The sequence below is a fragment of the Shewanella sp. TB7-MNA-CIBAN-0143 genome (assembly GCF_040310065.1).
GTDB lineage: Bacteria > Pseudomonadota > Gammaproteobacteria > Enterobacterales > Shewanellaceae > Shewanella.
This window is the reverse complement of record NZ_JBEOPL010000014.1, coordinates 99931-119512: the sequence shown is the minus strand read 5'-3', so window position 1 is coordinate 119512 and position 19582 is coordinate 99931. Positions and strand designations below refer to the sequence as shown.

The 19582-nt window shown below is 41.8% G+C and carries 15 protein-coding genes; 7 read left to right on the top strand and 8 right to left on the bottom strand.

Annotated features, from left to right (window positions below):
• The first annotated feature begins 62 nt into the window (after positions 1-62).
• Positions 63-2231 (top strand): marine proteobacterial sortase target protein, encoded by a 2169-nt coding sequence (locus tag AAEY97_RS12975; protein WP_162022858.1) that lies wholly within the window; start codon positions 63-65, stop codon positions 2229-2231.
• 14 nt (positions 2232-2245) lie between these two features.
• Positions 2246-2878, top strand: coding sequence for a class GN sortase (locus AAEY97_RS12970; RefSeq protein ID WP_101087531.1), 633 nt, complete (start codon positions 2246-2248; stop codon positions 2876-2878).
• 82 nt (positions 2879-2960) lie between these two features.
• Here the strand turns inward: AAEY97_RS12970 and ilvN are convergent, their stop codons facing one another.
• From ilvN to AAEY97_RS12955, 3 genes are all read right to left on the bottom strand, one after another.
• Positions 2961-3455 (bottom strand): acetolactate synthase small subunit, encoded by a 495-nt coding sequence (gene ilvN, locus AAEY97_RS12965; RefSeq protein ID WP_101087532.1) that lies wholly within the window; start codon positions 3453-3455, stop codon positions 2961-2963.
• Positions 3455-5173, bottom strand: coding sequence for an acetolactate synthase 3 large subunit (locus tag AAEY97_RS12960; RefSeq protein ID WP_101087533.1), 1719 nt, complete (start codon positions 5171-5173; stop codon positions 3455-3457). The genes ilvN and AAEY97_RS12960 overlap by 1 nt, the downstream gene beginning before the upstream one ends.
• Before the next feature lie 397 nt (positions 5174-5570).
• On the bottom strand, positions 5571-6731 hold the full coding sequence (locus tag AAEY97_RS12955) for a multidrug effflux MFS transporter (RefSeq protein ID WP_162024320.1): 1161 nt from the start codon (positions 6729-6731) through the stop codon (positions 5571-5573).
• 304 nt (positions 6732-7035) lie between these two features.
• Here AAEY97_RS12955 and AAEY97_RS12950 point away from each other — a divergent pair, with 304 nt between their 5' ends.
• The 5 genes from AAEY97_RS12950 to AAEY97_RS12930 all read left to right on the top strand — a co-directional run bounded on the left by AAEY97_RS12950 (position 7036) and on the right by AAEY97_RS12930 (position 12953).
• On the top strand, positions 7036-8952 hold the full coding sequence (locus AAEY97_RS12950) for a choice-of-anchor I family protein (RefSeq protein ID WP_254439887.1): 1917 nt from the start codon (positions 7036-7038) through the stop codon (positions 8950-8952).
• A 151-nt stretch (positions 8953-9103) separates the two neighbouring features.
• Complete coding sequence (locus AAEY97_RS12945; protein WP_392342719.1) at positions 9104-10906, top strand: SulP family inorganic anion transporter; 1803 nt, start codon at positions 9104-9106, stop codon at positions 10904-10906.
• Between the two features lie 228 nt (positions 10907-11134).
• Positions 11135-11758 (top strand): 2OG-Fe(II) oxygenase, encoded by a 624-nt coding sequence (locus AAEY97_RS12940; RefSeq protein ID WP_350978774.1) that lies wholly within the window; start codon positions 11135-11137, stop codon positions 11756-11758.
• Between the two features lie 181 nt (positions 11759-11939).
• Positions 11940-12530, top strand: a complete 591-nt coding sequence (locus AAEY97_RS12935) for a GNAT family N-acetyltransferase (protein WP_162024323.1) — start codon at positions 11940-11942, stop codon at positions 12528-12530.
• Positions 12531-12548: 18 nt separating this feature from the next.
• Positions 12549-12953: a hypothetical protein gene (locus tag AAEY97_RS12930; protein ID WP_101087535.1), complete on the top strand. Its 405-nt coding sequence runs from the start codon at positions 12549-12551 to the stop codon at positions 12951-12953.
• A 46-nt stretch (positions 12954-12999) separates the two neighbouring features.
• On the opposite strand, the gene AAEY97_RS12925 is transcribed toward AAEY97_RS12930, so the two are convergent.
• The 5 genes from AAEY97_RS12925 to sbcB form a co-directional block, all read right to left on the bottom strand.
• Positions 13000-13332, bottom strand: coding sequence for a YdbL family probable chaperone protein (locus tag AAEY97_RS12925; RefSeq protein ID WP_101087536.1), 333 nt, complete (start codon positions 13330-13332; stop codon positions 13000-13002).
• 15 nt (positions 13333-13347) lie between these two features.
• Complete coding sequence (locus AAEY97_RS12920) at positions 13348-13506, bottom strand: YnbE family lipoprotein (RefSeq protein WP_081430160.1); 159 nt, start codon at positions 13504-13506, stop codon at positions 13348-13350.
• 63 nt (positions 13507-13569) lie between these two features.
• A complete protein-coding gene (locus tag AAEY97_RS12915) occupies positions 13570-16716 on the bottom strand; it encodes an intermembrane phospholipid transport YdbH family protein (protein ID WP_162022860.1) in 3147 nt (1048 codons plus the stop codon).
• A 488-nt stretch (positions 16717-17204) separates the two neighbouring features.
• A complete protein-coding gene (gene cdd / locus AAEY97_RS12910; protein ID WP_101087538.1) occupies positions 17205-18101 on the bottom strand; it encodes a cytidine deaminase in 897 nt (298 codons plus the stop codon).
• A 45-nt stretch (positions 18102-18146) separates the two neighbouring features.
• Positions 18147-19562, bottom strand: coding sequence for an exodeoxyribonuclease I (gene sbcB, locus AAEY97_RS12905; RefSeq protein WP_350999224.1), 1416 nt, complete (start codon positions 19560-19562; stop codon positions 18147-18149).
• Positions 19563-19582 lie beyond the last annotated feature (20 nt).

The window sequence follows — 19582 nt, the reverse complement described above, 5'->3', positions numbered from 1 at the left end:
TTGAATATTACCCATCTAGGCGCAAACATTGATGTTGTAGCCTAAATGGGTGAGGAGCGAGTATGCGCCCGTTGTTTTTAATCTCACATTTGTCTATTAAACCTGTTTGTAAATCGCTGTGTTTTGGTTTGTTGTTTGTCATTTATGCCAGTATTACAACGGCATTTGCATCACCGTCTGGGTATCAAGAAGACGATATCACTCAAGGAACATTAGAGTACTTTCAACAAAATCAAGTGATACAAGCTTTTGCGCTAGATACACAAGTGAGCATGGATGTGTCGGGATTACTCAATCGGGTCACCGTTAAGCAAGTGTTTATCAATGATTCTGATCAATGGGTGAATGGGCGATACCTATTTCCGTTACCTGAAACTGCAGCTGTCGATAGCATGCAGTTACGCATTGGCGACAAAGTCATAGCAGGACAAATACAACCTAAAAAACAAGCATTACAGACTTTTGAAACTGCCAAGAAACAAGGTAAACAAGCGAGTTTGTTACAGCAACAACGACGCAATTTGTTTACCTCAGATGTGGCCAATTTAGGGCCACACGAGCAACTCGTGGTAGAAATTAGTTATCAACAAAAGGTTGAGTATCGTGATGGGCTGTTTAGTTTACGTTTTCCATTAGCGATAACACCGCGTTATAACCCGCAAGCAGATCGCACTACCGAGCAGCCGCCATTGGCCATGCCATCGAGCGCTAATACGGCGACATCTGTTAAACAAGTAATACCTGAACTAAATGTGAAGATGCAGGTGAACATTGATGCCGGTTTTGAACTAACCTCATTAAACAGTCTTTATCATCCGATTAAACAGTCTATTGCCGGTAATCATTACAGTGTTAACTTTGACGGCAAGCAAATTGCTGACCGTGATTTTGTGCTGCAATGGCAGGCTAACGTAGGGGCATTACCACAAGCCGCGACGTTTTATCAAACCGGTAAAACCCATGTGATAAACAATAGCGTTGGACATGAACAGACAGCACAAAGACAACCAAATCCGGTTGATAACAATATGTACTCGCTCTTGATGTTAATGCCGCCGAGTGTGGAAGTGAGCGAGCAACACCTTATTGCCAGAGAACTGATTTTAGTTATCGATACGTCTGGTTCTATGTCTGGCCAGTCTATTACTCAAGCCAAGCAAGCATTACAGTTCGCACTAGCGGGACTGCGTGACATCGACAGCTTTAATATTATTGAATTTAATAGTGACGTAACAATGTTATCTGCCACGCCATTGTCTGCTAATAGCCGTAATATTGGTAAAGCAAACCGATTTATTCAGTCACTAGATGCTGATGGCGGCACCGAAATGCGCAGTGCATTACAAACTGCGCTGGTGGACAGCGTACAGCAAGATTCAGATCAAACCGATGCTCACAGCGAAATGTTACGCCAAGTGATTTTTATGACCGACGGTGCCGTTGGCAACGAACATGAGTTGTATCAGCTTATTAATGATCAATTGGGTGACAGCCGATTATTCACGGTCGGAATTGGCTCTGCACCGAATTCCGATTTTATGCGCCGAGCGGCAACAATGGGTCGAGGAACATTTACCTATATTGGCAATGAGTCTGAAGTGCAGCAAAAAATTGAACAATTACTTAATAAAATTGAGCAACCCGTGCTGACCAATATTGGCTTGTATTATCTTGATGGCAGTGTCCCGGATTATTGGCCGACCACCATTAGCGATTTATACCAAAATGAACCCCTTTGGGTAAGTATTAAATCGGCGTCACACCAACAACAGCCCATCATAGTGTCTGGCAATATTAATGGTCAATATTGGCAACAACAACTTGATTTTGAAGAAAATCAAGCAGCTAAGGGGATTGATTTGTTATGGGCAAATGCGCAAATAACATCACTTGAGCTTTATAAAGACAATGCCAGCCGCGACCGCGTCAATAAGCAAGTTGAAGCATTAGGCTTGTTGTATCACTTAGTGACCAGTCAAACCAGTTTAGTTGCGGTGGATGTGACACCGGTTAACCCATTAATTGATAGCCCTATAGATGTGCAGTTACAGCCGCATATGCCCCATGGATTAAATGCATCGCAGTCGTCGCAAGTATTGCCACAAACCGGTACCGCTAGTCGATTATGGTTATTAATTGGTTTTAGTTTGCTTGGCTTAGGATTGTTGCACTATTTATGGTTAAGGCAGCGCTTACCAGGCCAATTGTTAGTGATTGAATCACATGATTAAACAGGAGCGGAAATATGCAGCGAACAATATCACCGACCAAGCATTGGATTGTGATTGTGCTTCTAAGCGTACTGGGATGTGCATTATTATTACAGGGAGGTTATATGCAAGCTAAAGCCCATTTTGCCCAGTTTTTAATTGAACGGGCTTTTGAAAAAACCTTGGCAGATAGCCAACCACATAAACCCTGGTCTTGGGCAGACACTCATCCGGTAGCTAAGATGCGTGTGTTGCAACAACACAATGATAGCTTGCAACCTTTAGGCAGTGACTTGTACGTATTAGCGGGGGCCTCTGGGCGTAATTTAGCCTTTGGCCCTGGATTAATGTTAGCGGGGGCGGCGTTGGGTGAGCAGGGCAATATGATAATTGCCGGCCATCGAGACAGTCATTTTATGCGTTTACAATACGTTAAGGTTGGCGACATGATTGAGCTTTATAGCACTGCAGGTGAGCGAGTGTTATATCAAATTACTACCACGCATGTGGTGCATGAAACCGACTTAGATGTGCTGGCTCCCACAGCAGAAAGTCATTTAACCTTGATAACCTGTTATCCGTTTGACCAACTGAGTGGCAATGCCGAATATCGCTATATTGTTGAAGCTAAACCAATCGATACAAAACCGCGATACAGTGTGAGTTAGCTATTTATGGCCACTTGTCTTAATTGCAATAAAAAAGCAGAGCCCAATAGGACTCTGCTTTTTTGTGTCAGACAACCTGTAATTAGGCTCTCATTGATTTTTCACCTCGGGCTAAACCAACCACACCAGAACGCGATATTTCAATCACTTTGGTCATATCGGTGATCGCATGGATAAACGCATCAATTTTATCGCTGGTTCCGACCATTTGGATCGTATAAATATTGGCGGTAACATCAACGATTTGGCCACGAAAAATATCAGCAGTGCGTTTGACTTCTTCGCGTTGATCGCCTTGAGCTTTCACTTTAACTAAGGCAATTTCACGTTCAATATAGGCCGACTCGGTAATGTTAGCCACTTTCAAAATATCGATAAGCTTATGCAATTGTTTTTCAATTTGCTCAAGAATATTGGCATCAGCAATCACGGTAATATTTAAGCGTGACAAGGTCACATCTTCAGTCGGCGCAACGGTTAAGCTTTCGATGTTGTAACCGCGTTGAGAAAATAATCCCACCACTCGTGACAAAGCGCCTGGTTGGTTTTCAAGTAATACAGAAATAATACGACGCATTAGCTTTTCTCCGTTTTGCTTAGCCACATTTCGTTCATCGCGCCGCCGCGAATCAGCATTGGGTACACATGTTCAGTCTCGTCTACGCTGATATCAACAAACACTAACTTGTCTTTCATCGCCAACGCTTCAGCCAGCTTAGATTCTAATTCATCTGGATGATTAATGTTCATTCCCACATGGCCATAGGCTTCAGCAATTTTGGCAAAGTTAGGCACAGAATCCATATAAGAATGGGAATGACGACCTGAATAAATCATGTCCTGCCACTGTTTCACCATGCCAAGGAAGCGGTTGTTTAAGTTGATAATTTTAACCGGAGTATCATATTGCAGTGCCGTTGAAAGCTCCTGAATATTCATTTGGATAGAACCATCACCCGTAACGCACACTACAGTCGCTTCAGGGAACGCCATTTTAACGCCCATTGCCGCAGGCAAACCAAAGCCCATGGTGCCTAATCCACCTGAGTTAATCCAACGGCGTGGTTTATCGAACGGATAATATAACGCGGCAAACATTTGATGTTGGCCGACATCCGACGCCACATAAGCGTCACCATTGGTGAGTTTGTATAATGTTTCAATAACTTGCTGTGGTTTGATTCTATCTGTAGTGCGATCGAACTCTAAGCTCTTTCGTGAACGCCAAATTTCAATGTCACTCCACCATGCTGCCATAGCAGTAGCATCATTGGTGTCCTTGGATTCATCAAGTAGATCTAACATGCCGTCTAAAATATTGTCGGCAGAGCCAACAATTGGAATATCGACCCGAACCGTTTTAGAGATAGAAGATGGATCAATATCGATGTGTAAAATGGTGGCGTTAGGACAATATTTTTCAACATTGTTGGTGGTGCGGTCGTCAAAACGGACCCCAATACCAAAGATTAAATCGGTGTTGTGCATTGCCATATTCGCTTCGTATAAACCATGCATTCCTAGCATGCCTAAACTCTGCTTATGGGTGCCAGGAAACGCGCCTAAGCCCATCAAAGTACTCACGACAGGGATGTTTAAACGTTCGGCAAGGGCAAGTATTTGTGCATCACAACCCGAAATAATCGCGCCACCACCGACATATAATACCGGTTTTTTAGCCGCTAACAGGGCTTGCAAACCGCGACGAATTTGTCCTTTATGACCCGATGTAGTGGGGTTATACGAACGCATTTTAACGCTGTCCGGATAAACATAATCATGCAGTATATCTGGGCTTAAACAGTCTTTAGGCAAATCAATGACCACAGGGCCAGGGCGACCGGTAGCGGCAATGAAAAAGGCTTTTTTAACCGTTTCTGGAATGTCTTTTGCATCTGTTATTAAAAAACTGTGCTTAACGATTGGGCGAGAAATACCAATCATGTCGCATTCTTGGAAGGCATCATTACCAATCAAATTACTCGGCACTTGACCAGACAACACAACCAGTGGGATTGAATCCATGTAAGCAGTGGCAATACCAGTAATAGCATTGGTAGCACCAGGGCCTGAAGTGACTAACACGACGCCAACTTTGCCAGTTGCACGGGCATAACCATCAGCCATGTGCACAGCGGCTTGTTCATGACGAACTAGGATGTGTTCAATACCAGATATTTTATGCAGAGAATCATAGATGTCTAATACCGAACCACCGGGATAACCGAAGATATGGCTGACACCTTCATCTATTAATGAGCGCACGATCATACTCGCGCCAGAAAGCTTTTCCATGAAATGAATCCTTGTTAAGTTACCGTATGGTAAACAGTATCTTGTATACAACGACGGTAATCGTTTTAAAAAATAAGTTTGAAGGATAATCCAAACTCGAAGATTGAAATTGCTGTCGCAATATTCAATGGCTGATTTCATTGTTACTGAACAAGTAACTAGCCTCCATCTTATGTAAATTTATTTTTACTGCAACCCCTTTAGTTAATTATTTTTCAAGGTTGAAATCATTTCATGTTTATGAGCTGTTTTTTGGTTGTTGTGATGAGTTTGATGTTTAAGTGCTGCTATTTGCTCGGCGAAAGGGGATTGATAGTGTCTATCACCAATAATAAGGCAATAAAAAGACCACTAAAATAGTGGTCTCTGCATAATGTTATTTCAGAAATATTTTGCGTTATTCAGTTTTAGGTAAGGTACTTTGAAAAAACTGACATAATCCGACTAGCAATATTGCGCCAAGCATCAGCGCTGAAAAGGGCACGGCAGTACCATCATAAAAGTACGCCAACAGTGGCCCTGCTACTGCACCAAAACCAAATCTTAGCGTACCAATGACGGCAGTTGCGGTGCCGGTTTCTTGCTTGAACTTCATTAATACAATGGCGTCTGCATTGACCGACATGACCCCGAGCGAACCCATTAAAGGGATAAGCATTAACACGGTAAAATAATAACTTAAATCAAGTAAATTAACCGCTAGTAGGCCGGTTGCGGCAATGACGCCGAAGAATGTTGCTACGTGTAACATCCGTTTTGAGCCGAATCGGGTTACCACTCTAGAGTTAACAATATTAGCGAGCATCAAGGCTCCCACATTGGTGCTAAATAAAATCGCAAACAGCGATTTATCTAAATTAAACACTTCCATGTAAATAAATGGCGAAGCGGTTAAGTAACAAAAGAAAGCAAATGACGTTAATACACCGCTGGATAAATTCAGTTTGACGCCATTGCGAGCAAAGACTGTGTAGTAACCGCCTAAAAATGTCTTTTGACTGCGACTGCCAAGATCTTTATCGCTGGGCATTTTTAGTTTAAATAATACTAATACCAATAACGTGATGGCATAACAACTTTGGCTTAAAAAGATAAGATGCCAATCACCGACCTCCATAATTAAACTGCCCAAAGTAGGGGCGAGCAATGGTGCTAGCATCATGATAAGACTTACATAAGACATACCTTTGGCGGTGTTGTCGCCATAGATCTCTTTAATATAACCCGGCACCACAACCGTGGCCGCTGCGCCAATGAGAGCTTGTGCAAAACGCAATATTAAAAACTGTTCAATACTGGTACTAAGTGCAATTAACAAGCTGATAATGGTGAAACCTAACAACCCAAAAATCACCAGTGGTCGACGACCAATTTTATCGGCAAGGGGGCCAAAAATCAGCATGCCTAAGGCATAACCTGCAAGATAAATACTGAGAGACTGTTGTACTGTGGTGATGTCGGTCTCAAAACCTAATGCCAGCATGGACATTGCCGGTAAGTACATGTCTATGGCTAAAGGCGTAATGGCGACAATAGCGGCAAGCATAGGGATTAGCATCGCTAAGTGGGGAATACCCGCAGAGACTGGAGACGAGTCGAATTTTGATGGCGATACCACGTGAACCTCATGTGCTTTAGGTGTTGCAGACGATGCTAATTTAATCAACGCTAGTTTACCACGATATTAGACATTTACTGCGGCTGATTTTGTAATGAATAATATATACAGATTGTGCTTACATTTTCATTATATTGATTTTTATTGATGGCACATAAATGCAACATTATTGTCATTAAAGCTTCATTGTTTTTGATTAGATTATTCGCTTTAGATTACCAACCTCTATTCGGAACTTTAGTTTATGATGCGCTTTGTTCAAGGAAAAACGGCACTGTTAGTGTCTGCAATAATGACCACCATGCTACTAACAGCGTGCGATGGCGATGACGGCCAAATGGGCTCAAAGGGTGATAGTGGCGTAGATGGAGCCAGTGGTAATAATGGTTTATCTGCTTTGGTTAGTGTAACCCCTCTTGCTGTAGGTCATGATCAGTGCGCGTTTGGTGGTCAGCAAATTGACACTGGATTAGACACTAATAGTAACGGCGTATTAGAGATGAGTGAGGTTGATAGCAACCAAACTCAAACGATTTGTAATGTTACCCAAAATACTTTGGCAGTTGATTTAGTGGGGCGTTATCAGTCTGGTGTTTATGGCTTAAGTGCTGCAGAAATTGTCGATTATCATCCGTTGAGTCAGAGCGCATTTGTGGTGAATGCTCAAAGTGGCAAAGTAGATGTACTCGATTTATCGACATTAACTCAAACAGCCGTTCAAGATGAAGCAGGCTACAGTTTAAATAATATTGCCAAAAAGACCGAATTGAATATTAGCGTCGATACCGGGTTAACCTTACTGGGCGCCGTGAACAGTGTCAGTGTCTCGGGTAATTTGTTAGCGGCAGCCGTTGAGCGAGGCGATGCGTTAGGTAACGCTACTCAAGGTAATGGTATAGTGGCGTTCTATCGATTATCTGAAAGCGCATTACCCGTTTATTTGTCGTTTGTTGAGGTGGGTGCATTACCTGATAATGTCACTTTTAGCCCTGACGGTAGTGTGTTGTTAGTTGCCGGTGAAGGTGAGCCTAATAGCGCTTATGATGTTGACCCTGAAGGTTCTGTTGCGTTAATTGCCATTGTGGGTGGTGTGCCAGCAACCACGGCAACTGTCATTGATTTTAAAGATTTTAATATTGGTGGTACGCGTAATTCAGAGCTTAATCCATTGATTAAAATTAATGGTCCTGGCGCGAGTGTGGCGCAAGATTTAGAACCTGAGTACATTTCAGTGTCAGCTGACAGTCAATTTGCGTATGTCAGTTTACAAGAAAACAATGCTATTGCTGTGATTGATATAGCAACAGCAACGGTAAAGCGTATTATTGCATTAGGGCTTAAAGATTTTGGTTTAGACGCTAATAAAATTGATGCCAGTGACAAAGACGATGCCATAAATTTACAAACTTACGAAGGTGTTTATGGTATGTATCAACCTGATACTATTGCTAGTTATCGATGGAATAATACTGATTTTATCGTAACGGCCAACGAAGGTGATGCCCGCGACTATGACGGTTTTTCTGAAGAAGCTCGAGCTGAAGATTTGAATTTAGATCCTAACCATCCGCAGTTTGCTGCCGCACAAGATAAAACCCAACTTGGGCGCTTAAAAGTCACCACGAGTATGGGCGATGAGAATAATGATGGCTTAATGGATAAAATAGTCGCTTACGGTGGCCGTTCATTTTCGATTTGGACTGCAGAAGGGCAACAAGTTTTTGACAGTGGTAGTGATTTCGAGCGTATTACCGCGGCGTTATTAGCGATGAACTTCAATAACAACAACGATGAAAACAAAGGTGATAGCCGCAGCGACGACAAAGGCCCGGAGCCAGAGGCATTAGCTATTGGCCAAATAGGTTCACATACTTATGCCTTTATTGGTTTAGAACGCACCGGTGGTTTTATGATCTACGACATTACTAACCCTTTTGCCGTATCGTTTGTCGATTATGTTCGTAATCGTAATTTTGATGCCGACTTTGCCATTGATACCGACACTGGCGAAGTAGAAGGTGATGCCTCTTTAGCGGGTGATTTAGGTCCTGAGGGGATGAAGTTTATTGCTAGTCAATACAGCCCTACCGGATTGCCATTATTGTTAATTGGTAATGAAGTCAGCGGCACCACTGTGGTATATCAATTACGTTTACAGTAACGATATCGCTACTTCTGTATCATTACGGCTATTTTATATTAGCCACAAATTAGTAACTCAAAACGCCAAGTCTAACTCGCTTGGCGTTTTTTATTGGATGAAATTTTATTTATCGTTGGTGAATATGTCGTAATTAATTTGAAATAAAACTATGATAACAACCTGCTTTATTATTATTGAGGTTGTTGTGTTACTGAGTCGGTTATATGGATTTATGCCTGGTTTAGAAACCTTTTCTCGTTACGAGCGAAGCTGGCTTAAAGATGATGTTCGTGCTGGTTTATCTGTTGCTGCAGTCGCTTTACCCGTGGCAATTGCGTATGCGCAGTTAACGGGCGTGAATGCAGCTGTAGGTTTGTATTCATGCGTGTTGCCGATGCTCATCTACGCCTTATTTGGCACCTCAAGACAACTAATCGTTGGCCCTGATGCTGCAACATGTGCGGTAATTGCCGCCGTTGTGACCCCTCTAGCGGCCGGCGATAGCCTAAAACATTGGCAATTAGTGATGACCATGACCGTGATGACAGGGTTTTGGTGCTTGATTGCAAGTCGATTTAAATTAGGCGTGTTAGCCGATTTCTTATCCAAACCCATTCTGATGGGGCTGCTTAACGGTGTCGCCATTACCATTATTGTGGGGCAATTCTCAAAAATATTCGGTTTTACCTTTGATGAAAAATACTTGCTTGAACGCCTAGGCGGTGCGCCAAGTTATTTATCACAAACTCACATACCGACATTGATGATGGCCATTCTCACTGTGGTTGTTTATTTTGTGATGAAGCGGTTAAAACCGACATGGCCAGCATCAATGTTTGCTATTGCAGTCGGTGGTGCATTGGTGTGGGCTTTTCATTTAACCGATTATGATGTGGCGGTTATTGGTAGCGTGGCAGGTGGCTTGCCATCATTTCAAGCTCCTGTGTTTAACATTGGTATTGCGCGTGAATTAGTGATGCCGGCACTCAACTTAGCCATGGTCAGTTTTGTGAGTATGATGCTGACCGCGCGCAGTTTTGCCGCTAAAAATGGTTACGACATTGATGCTGACAAAGAGTTTAAAGCCTTGGGCTTAGCCAATATTGCTTCCGCATTATCGCAAGGTTTTGCCGTGAGTGGTGCCGATTCTCGTACTGCGGTAAACGATGCGAATGGCGGTAAAACTCAGTTAGTGTCGGTGATTGCTGCAGTGTTAATCGCCGTAGTGGCGGTGTTTTTAACCGCGCCGTTAGAGTTTATTCCCAGCGCAGCGCTCGGGGTAGTATTAGTGATAGCGTCTGTGCACCTTATCGACTTAAAAGCGATTTGGGGCTTACGTTTACGTGATCGCCAAGCCTTTTATTTAGCTTTAACCACTTTCCTCGCAGTACTTTTTATTGGCGTGATCCCTGGGATCACCCTTGCAGTGTTATTAGGATTGTTTCAGTTTCTTCGTACGGTTATGCGACCGACGGATCAAGTGTTGGGACTGGATGCTAAAGGCATTATTCGCAGCTTAGATAGCAGCGACAAAGCCTCATCGGTACCTGGTGTGTTTATTTATCGGTTCAATTCTCCGTTGACCTATTTTAATGCCACCTATTTTAAGCGCCGTCTACTGGAACGCTTTGCTCGGCAGAACCAACTTGAAACGGTCGAATGTGTGATTATAGATGCGGTACCTTGCTTTACTCATTTAGATCTAAGCGTAATGGCAATGCTGACCGACATCGATGTGTTATTAAGAAAGCGTGGTGTCAGTTTAGTGTTGGCAGGGCGTAAGCGGCAGTTAATTAGCTGGTTTGAACAAACAGATATGGTGTCTGGCGAAGAAGGTATTACTATTCGCTCAGATTTATATCTCGCCTTAAAAATGCAACAAAGTCATGTTGCAGCGTGTGAAGCACAAAAGCTTGATGATAGTCATAGCGATGATTCAACCGAGGCCGTATTAACACATAGTCAAATTTAACCATTAGGTTTAGCTGGTACTGTGTGTTAGCTTGGTTTAAGTTTATGAATTTTAAAGATTTTAATAAATGTTGTTCATGGCGGTTTTATTCTATAAAATCGCCGAAAATAACCAAGGTATGGCAATCATACTTTGTAATGACGCCCCCTCGAAAATCAGGCCCTTAATTTCCTTTCTGTGCCCTTGAGTAAAGTAAAAAGCGTAGTCTTTCTGTTGGATGTGGCATATATGGTTTCGCAAGTAAGTGAAGCAATGCTGGATGTGATCGCAGATGCGTTAGTCGATAAAGGGTATATCCTTTTATCTGATATCATTCCTGATTATGTAAGTTTAGCCTTGCTTGAAAAAGTGCAAGCTCAGCAAGATATTGATTTTAAAAAAGCCGCCATTGGTCGAGGGATTGAACAACAAATCAATACTGAAATTCGCTCGGATAAAATTAGCTGGTTAGACAATCAAGATCATATTGACCGTGAATATTTATCGATTATGAGCCAATTGAAAGACGGGTTAAATCGTCGTTTGTTTATGGGGCTGTTTGACTTTGAAAGTCACTATGCTGTTTATGAGCCTGGTGCTTTTTATAAAAAACATGTTGATGCGTTGCATGGCAGCCAAAATCGTATTTTATCGACAGTATTTTTCTTGAATCCAGATTGGCAACACAGCGATGGTGGCGAATTGATCATTTATGATGAGTTTGATGCACCTTTAGAAGTCGTTAATCCTAAAATTGGTACCTTGGTATTGTTTTTAAGTGAACGCTTTCCGCATGAAGTCAGGCCGACCACAAAAACCCGTAATAGTATTGCCGGCTGGTTTAGGGTGAGTAACGCGAATCACGGTTTTTAATTCTACCGTTGGCAAGGGATCCGTCTTTAGTGATTGGTTGTAGCAACAGCAAAACAATGTTTTTACGCGATAGATAAAAACATTGTAGTTGCTGGCTGTAAATCTATATGCAGTTAAGGTAATGTAACCTTTTACTATAAGGAGCGTTAATTTGAGCTGGATTAATAGACAAGATTGCTTAATGGGCGAACATGTTATCCTAGAGCCACTGTCTTTCGATCACGTTCCTGGATTAACTGTGGCTGCCAGTGATGGCGATTTGTGGACATTATGGTTTACGCAAATTCCTAATGCCGATGGTATGAAAGCGTATGTCGAGCATGCTTTAGCTCGTGAAAACAAAGGCGAAGCGGTCGCGTTTGCGGTGCGTGATAAAGTCTCTGGCAATATTATTGGTTGTACTCGAATTTGCCACTGGGACCAACCTAATCGTAGACTCGAAATAGGCTACACTTGGTACGCTAAATCTTATCAACGTAGTGCTATTAATACTGAGTCCAAGTTATTATTACTCCGCTATGCATTTAATACCTTAGATGCTATCGCGGTCGAATTCAGGACGCATTGGCATAATCATGCCTCTCGAAACGCTATCGCACGGTTGGGTGCTAAGCAAGATGGCATTATACGCAATCATAAAATTCAAGCTGACGGGACTATTCGTGACACTGTGGTGTTTTCGATTATTGAAACCGAATGGCCTCAAGTTGAACAATTTTTAACATCTCGTTTAGCGCATTATCAATCGTTAACTTTATCTCCAAATTTCTAAAAACGAAGGGAAACAACCATGAACAAATCTGCTATGTGGGTTTTTACTGTGTCGGCTATATGCATGAGTGTAACTGCACACGCAGAAGATGCTGCAGAAAAAGCATTCACTGATGAACTACTTGAATGTGCAGCGTATTATCAAATTAGCTCGGAAGCGATTGCTGCGATGAATGCCCCACAAATGAAAGCGGTGGGTGATCGTTTAAAAACCTCTGCAATTGATGCCGTGGCGATAGCGGGTAAGTACCGTGCCCCAGAGCAAGTTGAAAAAGATGTTGTTGCTGCTAAACAAAAGCAAATTGATAAATTAGCTGGGTCGAATAACTTAGGCGCATTGATGTCAAAATACAAAGACTCTTGCAAATCGATTGTCACAGACCCACAGAAGCGCTTAGATTATTGGGTTATGGCGACCATGTAATGGTTTGTTAGATATAGACATAACCACGTAGAGGCAACTCTCGTGGTTATTTTTTTAGCCATTGCCCTTGTGGCGTTTGGATCATATGCCCAGGTTCCGCTGCTTCAATCGCTTTTTGAGCCGCAAGAGTGGCAATTTTATCTAGGCTAATTTTATTTCTCTCAGCGATGAGTTGATAATAGTGTTTGCGTTTGGTATTAACCGTGAGTACTAGCTGTTGTGTTTCTTTTGATTGAATGACAACACCTAAATAACCGTTTGTTTGCTCACCTACTAGTCTGGCCGTTTTGGCTTGTTGCAATGTCATTGCCCAAGCAGTGGCACACCATAATAAACTGGTTAAGCATACGGCAGTGGCTAAAACGAATCTAGATTTCATCTTGATAACCTCTGCTTAAAATAACTCGTCATTCTCAAGTAAATTATTGAGTTCTTTTTCCACTTTAATTCTAATTTCATGCTCAATTTTAACATTTAAGTTAATGACAATTGGCTTGTCAGGTGGCTCTATCTTTACGGTAGGCGTACAAGCTGATAACCATAACGATGCCATTATGGTGCTGATACTGACTAAATATGTCGATGAATATTTCACGTGGACGATCCTTTTATGCTGCTATTGGACTTTTGCTTCAATTTTGCTTTGTAGCTGATTACCGATCTGAGTACTTTTGTATAACTGAATTAAGTTTTCTTGGTGAGAGTAATTAAGGTGAACAGGGCGCTCAATGTCACGGCTGTTACCTTTTACTGCAATATTAATCTGTGCATCGCCGTTGGGTATCATGTCAAAGGAGCTCGACAATTCAGTATAGTTAAGATGCTCAAGTGCGGTAAAGACTAATCCAAGATAAGGCTGAGATAATTCTAGCTGATCCATTGCAGGATTTCCGGCAACTTCAATTAATCCTCCAGGTGCTCGCGCAGCCAGTTTGCCACCAGTAACAGTCACTTTGCCATCAACCAGTACCGCGGGTAATACGCCATCAAATAAGCCATTGGCTTTAACACCCACTTGCGGTTGCTCTTCTAAGAATTTTTCTAGGCTCAACCCTTGTAATAATAAGTATCCATAAGATTTATCATGCAGTTTTAGTACAAACTCAGGTAATAAAAAGCGTCCATCAAGCATGTCGCCGCTGGCGGTAAGGTTGATGTTGGTCTCGCTTAACCCTGTAACTTGCTGTAACCAATTGGTCGGCGTTTTATTGCCGTCTTTATTGAGTTCGATATCGGCATTCAAATTCAAGTTTGTTAGCGATAAACCAAGTTTAGCTTGCTGTAAACTGATTGCGGTTTGTGGGCAGACTAATTGACTGTGAGCAAAGTGTTTTTCAGCCGCAGGAGTATTAGGACCATCGTGAGTTTGCTGCCAGTTAAATTGGCATTGGGCAAACACGTCACCGCCATTAAAGGTTTTATCTTCCCATTGACCTGACAAAGATGACAACTGTTGTTGAATTTTCATTTCAAACTGACTGGTGTTGCCTATTTCGCTTAATGCAAAACCTGCGATTAGTTTGCTGTGGCCTTGAATTGTAAAGTTATCTGGCAGGGGTTGGACTTTTTGTAATGTCTTCAGTGCTATTTCAATGTCGGTATCAAAAGTCCATTGGCCAGCTAATGATAATGGGCTTTTTTTATCGGCAAATTTAAGTAAGTGATAACTGCTTAAGTTAAGGGTATCGAGTTGCCATTGTTCGCTACCAACCAGTAATCCTTTGGATAAATTGAGCTGCTGAGTAACCGTAATATTATCAAGTGCAAGTAGTGGTTGTCGGCGACTTTTGCCCAGTTGCTTGGTGATATCGAGTTTATTGATACGCCAAGCTATGTCGTTGGTTGCAGGGTTTTGTAACCAACGTTCTAGCGACTTGTCGATGGGCTCATCTTGATGTAACGCCAAGATTATACCTTGATTGATGGCAATATCGGCTTTGTTAACCGAGGCCAGTGTGGTTGATAGTTTACTGTTGTCCACTTGGGTTGCTTGCTGAACAATCAATTGGCCAATTTGCAGTGTAAACGGAGATAGATTGAGTTGAGTATTATTTCGTTTGAATGACATGGTCGAGGTGTCGTTAAGCACAAGTCCGAATGACCCTAATAGTGCAGAAGATTTTTTGGTCTGCTTGGTATGTTGTTCATTCTCACTGGTAATACTGCGCAATATACTTGTGTTGTTGACGGCTACGCTGGAGCTTGGCAGCAATGACAGTTCGAGTTGATTTTGTTGCCACTGCGATATTTGACCGACTAGATTCACTTTCGCATTAGAAAGTGACAGCTGCTCTAACGGGATCTCAGGGAATAAGGCTTTTATATCAATTAGACTTGGAGCCATCGCGGTTACTGGTGCTGATGTTGGTTCGGATATATTTTCACTAACGGTTACGGTTGTGTTGGCTGTGGTGAGTGTGTTAACTGGCTGTTGTTGTGTCTTGGCTGTTGCTTCCGGGGTCGACAATGCCATACCCCAATCGAAATGACTGTTAAATTGTTGATGACTATTGAATGTGGTGTGCGCCAGTTTTAATTTGCTTTGGAGCAATAACCCTTCAATGCTGACGCTTAGGTCAGGAATTGACACCTGCAGAGGTAGAGCATCATTTTGCAGCGGGATAACGACTTCAACGGGATAGGCCATGCCTACATCGATACTGGCTAGCTGAGAAGGTGATTTAGGGGTTAACTGTTCAATGATATGAACTATTTGATTGGCGTGATCATCGGCTAACAATGCAATTAATTTATTTCTGTCGTCTTGTGAGGGCGACAGTTGGTAGTGTAGCGGGGCAATATCAAGTTTTAGCGCGAAGGCATCGATGGTTTTACTGTTGTCTAGTGAGGCCTGTAGCGGGTAATTGCCCAAATTAAGCATCGCCTTAATGGGTTGTTGCGGCGAAAAATAGACACTAGGCCAAAGTGGCGAGTGCAAAGATAATCCGTCTATCGATTGCTGACTGCTCATCTCGCCGCTGATTAAGTTAATTTTACTGTTGGCTGTCCATTGGCCTTCTATGGTGACTTGCTGTTGACGAATGGGTTGTAGAAGTTGTGATAGCTGCGTATGCAAACCATGAAGCATATTGTTGCTTTGCGCTTGTTGTGACTGTTGTTTATTGTTTAATAAGCTTAAATATTGTTCTAATGAATCAAGCCCTTGATAGCTTAACCCTAAATCAACAAGGGTGTTAAATTGCCAAGCACGTTTGTCTAAGCTGGCATCTAGGCTAAATAGCGGGAAGTCATTAAATCGCCACAAGGTATTTAGTTGACCTTTTTGGGTCAACGTAAGCTGGTCCATCTTTAAAGTGTGTTGCTGTGGGAGATCTTTATCCAGCACTGGTAGCTTAATGTTTATTTCACCTAGCTCAATAGTGGGTAATTTTGCGAGGTTGAGTTGCATTGCCGCTGGAGATTCTTCAGTTTGTTGTGATTGACGAATGAAAAAACTGTCGCCCAAATCAACATAGACACTCTGGGTTTTGATGCTAACGATATCGTCGGCGTTGATTTGTTGGTTTTTAAGAATTTGCAGGCTGTCACGCAGCTCAAGATTGAACTCTTGGATAGCGATATGACTGTCTTCAATTTTTAGGACTAACCTGGGGATCCGAATATGATTAAATGAGACATATTCGGCATCAAAATTAAGCACTTCTATGTGGTTGTCGGCTAATAAGTTGTTGAGTATTTTGACCGTAAGAGGTTTGGCATTTTCGATAATGGCCCATACTAAAGCGACTGTACAAAACAGCATAAAGAGTAAAACTTTGCTAAGGCTCGATATGCGCAATAGTGACTCGCTTTACATTTGTTTGTTCATTGATAACGATGTGCCCGTTAATAATGTTGCAGTTATTATCTGAATTTGGCTATAAGATTGATTAATATCGGCCATGGTAATAATCCTACTCATTATCTGCCATTAAAGGAGATAAATTATCTACAGACTGTTGTTGATTAAACGCTGCATTAGATGAAAATTATTAGCCAGTAAATAATTAAAATAGCAATAAACAGTTGTTTGTTTAACGATGTGTACACCGATAATTTAATATTATCCATGCTAAATTAATATTATCCATGCTAAAAATGTCAATTAGCTTAGCATGGTATCAGCAGTAGATTGTTAAAATATAATACATTATTAATCTAGGTTTAATGTAGTGTTAATCCAAATAAAAAAAGGCGCTTATTAGCGCCTTCCATCTATCTGAATATTTAACATAGTAAGTTTGCTGTTATTTATCCCAGCAATGGTTCTACAACCATATGTTGAAGCTCAATCGGTGCGATTGCATGCAGAGCATCCATAGCAGCGCCGACCAAGGTAATTTTGCCTACTGATGATTCGACTAATACCGCGCGCTTTATTTCGCTGTATTGACGGTTATGGCGGATTAAATTGGATAATGCCATTTGCATCGGTTGCATTGATGGATTAAATGCCGCACTTTCAGCATAACGACCACAGAAAGTGGCGCCGTCGTTAGTTTCTAATACAACAGCGGCATTGCTATTAGTATATGGCGCGTAACTGAGGCCCATTTGATCAATGGCTTCGATGATCATTGGGTCATCTGAATCACAATTAAATTCTTGCTCGCGCTTACATAATAGTGGCACGGTTATATCTAAGTCTGCCGGCCCAAACGCATAAGGTAAATAATGCGCTAATGTTTGGGTTGGTTGATTAGGCAGGTGAATATTTATCTTACTGCCATTGACTAGTTCGTTCATAAATTGGCGACAATGACCACAAGGACTGAAGTTTACAATGATATCAACAATTTCTGTTTCACCACTTAACCATGCATGACTGATGGCACTTTGTTCAGCATGAACACTGTGAAATAACGCTTCTCCGGGTAATTCTAAATTAGCACCCATGTACAAGTCGCCACTGCCACCTTTTGCAATAGCACCGACATAAAATTCGCTTATCGGTGGGTTAGCGAGTGCTGCGGCAATAGGTAATAAATCCATGAGCACTTGTTGCTCTGTTTTACCGCTTGCGTTAACTAGGCCTGCAAATTGACTTGCATCAATATGACCGCAAAATTGCTCGTGTAATAATGGCACAAGCGCATTGGCCAGAGGTTTGTCTAGTTGAGTAATGCTTTCTAAAAAACGATTTTGCATTCCCTTAATCCTTAGATGAAATAAATTGGGTAAAAATAAAATTTACTATAGTGACTGTAAATATTGATATAGGGCTTTTAATAGCTTTTGTTTGTGTTCATTCTCGCTGGTTTCTTCGACCAGGTTCTCGAGTTTAATCACATAATCGGCATCCGATAAGCGTTGTTGACAGAAATCACGCCATTTACGGACTTCACTGTCGCTTAATGTTTCTGGATAATTACGTGCCCGAAAACGAAACAACATTTCATTGATCCGCGGATCATCAAATTGCAATGCCAAAGCTGCTAAATTATGTGGTGCAGTATGGCAAATAATGTCCATTTTTGTTTTATCAGCATGGCTGAAAAATCCACCGCTATATAGCATTAAATCAGGATCGGTGATCGGTTTACGATCTGATTCAAGTTCAAATACTTGGTTAAGCTTTTCGCGCAATTCTGGGTGGTTTTTTAAGCGTTTATATTGCTCACGTGCAAATGCTTTATCGAACTGTAATTTTTCAGCTACCTCGTCGTCAAGTAATTTTGGCGATCCGATAAAGGGACACTTGTTAAGGTGGATTTGTTTGAGTGGTATTGCGAGCTCATTTTCAGCTAAGTTTTGACGAGACGTATACATACGGTCGTTTATTTCTTGAGCAGATAATTCTAATATTGGCGAGATATCCATGGCCAAATTAACGCATATCACCGCATTTTTATTAGTTGGGTGATATGCCACTGGCGCGATTAACGTAGTACAGCCTTGCAGCGCACTAATTTTTGAACTGACATGAACCAAAGGCTGCATTTTAAGGACATCAATATGATCCGCAACCGCTTGTTTACGCCTTAAATTAAAATAATATTCGTACAGCTTGGGTTGTGTCTGCTTTATCAGTTTAGCCATAGCAATCGTGGCATAAACGTCTGACATAGCATCATGGGCTTTTTCATGACTTAAACCATTCGCTTGGGTGAGTAACTCTAGCTTGAAACTCGGTGAGCCATCTTCTTTCTTCGGCCAATTTATTCCGTCTGGACGAAATGCATAGCAAGCTCGAACTAAATCAATGATATCCCAACGAGAATTACCGTTTTGCCATTCTCGCGCGTAAGGGTCTATAAAATTACGATAGAAACCATAGCGACTGACCTCATCATCAAAACGTAATGAGTTATAGCCCACAACACAGGTGCTGGGTTGGCTAAACAGCGTATTAATACGTTTCATAAACTCAGCTTCTGGTACGCCCTTAAGGTTGGCCAGTTGTGGGGTTATCCCCGTAATTAATATGGCTTCGGGAGACGGTAAATAGTCAGGCGCGAGTTTGCAATAAAAGGTTTCAGGCTCACCGATAATGTTGAGTTCTAAATCGGTTCGAATACCCGCAAACTGAGACGGACGATCTTTGCTTGGGTTTGCCCCGAATGTTTCATAATCGTGCCAGAATAAGGTGGGTTGAATTGCGTTAGCCATAGTAAGTATAAGATCCTTTT

What these genes read in the sequence shown, in the direction of transcription:
- AAEY97_RS12975 (WP_162022858.1), top strand. Translation starts at nt 63, where the DNA reads ATGCGCCCGTTGTTTTTAATCTCACATTTGTCTATTAAACCTGTTTGT.
- AAEY97_RS12970 (WP_101087531.1), top strand. Translation starts at nt 2,246, where the DNA reads ATGCAGCGAACAATATCACCGACCAAGCATTGGATTGTGATTGTGCTT.
- ilvN (WP_101087532.1), bottom strand. Translation starts at nt 3,455, where the DNA reads ATGCGTCGTATTATTTCTGTATTACTTGAAAACCAACCAGGCGCTTTG.
- AAEY97_RS12960 (WP_101087533.1), bottom strand. Translation starts at nt 5,173, where the DNA reads ATGGAAAAGCTTTCTGGCGCGAGTATGATCGTGCGCTCATTAATAGAT.
- AAEY97_RS12955 (WP_162024320.1), bottom strand. Translation starts at nt 6,731, where the DNA reads ATGCTAATCCCTATGCTTGCCGCTATTGTCGCCATTACGCCTTTAGCC.
- AAEY97_RS12950 (WP_254439887.1), top strand. Translation starts at nt 7,036, where the DNA reads ATGATGCGCTTTGTTCAAGGAAAAACGGCACTGTTAGTGTCTGCAATA.
- AAEY97_RS12945 (WP_392342719.1), top strand. Translation starts at nt 9,104, where the DNA reads ATGATAACAACCTGCTTTATTATTATTGAGGTTGTTGTGTTACTGAGT.
- AAEY97_RS12940 (WP_350978774.1), top strand. Translation starts at nt 11,135, where the DNA reads ATGGTTTCGCAAGTAAGTGAAGCAATGCTGGATGTGATCGCAGATGCG.
- AAEY97_RS12935 (WP_162024323.1), top strand. Translation starts at nt 11,940, where the DNA reads ATGGGCGAACATGTTATCCTAGAGCCACTGTCTTTCGATCACGTTCCT.
- AAEY97_RS12930 (WP_101087535.1), top strand. Translation starts at nt 12,549, where the DNA reads ATGAACAAATCTGCTATGTGGGTTTTTACTGTGTCGGCTATATGCATG.
- AAEY97_RS12925 (WP_101087536.1), bottom strand. Translation starts at nt 13,332, where the DNA reads ATGAAATCTAGATTCGTTTTAGCCACTGCCGTATGCTTAACCAGTTTA.
- AAEY97_RS12920 (WP_081430160.1), bottom strand. Translation starts at nt 13,506, where the DNA reads ATGGCATCGTTATGGTTATCAGCTTGTACGCCTACCGTAAAGATAGAG.
- AAEY97_RS12915 (WP_162022860.1), bottom strand. Translation starts at nt 16,716, where the DNA reads ATGCTGTTTTGTACAGTCGCTTTAGTATGGGCCATTATCGAAAATGCC.
- cdd (WP_101087538.1), bottom strand. Translation starts at nt 18,101, where the DNA reads ATGCAAAATCGTTTTTTAGAAAGCATTACTCAACTAGACAAACCTCTG.
- sbcB (WP_350999224.1), bottom strand. Translation starts at nt 19,562, where the DNA reads ATGGCTAACGCAATTCAACCCACCTTATTCTGGCACGATTATGAAACA.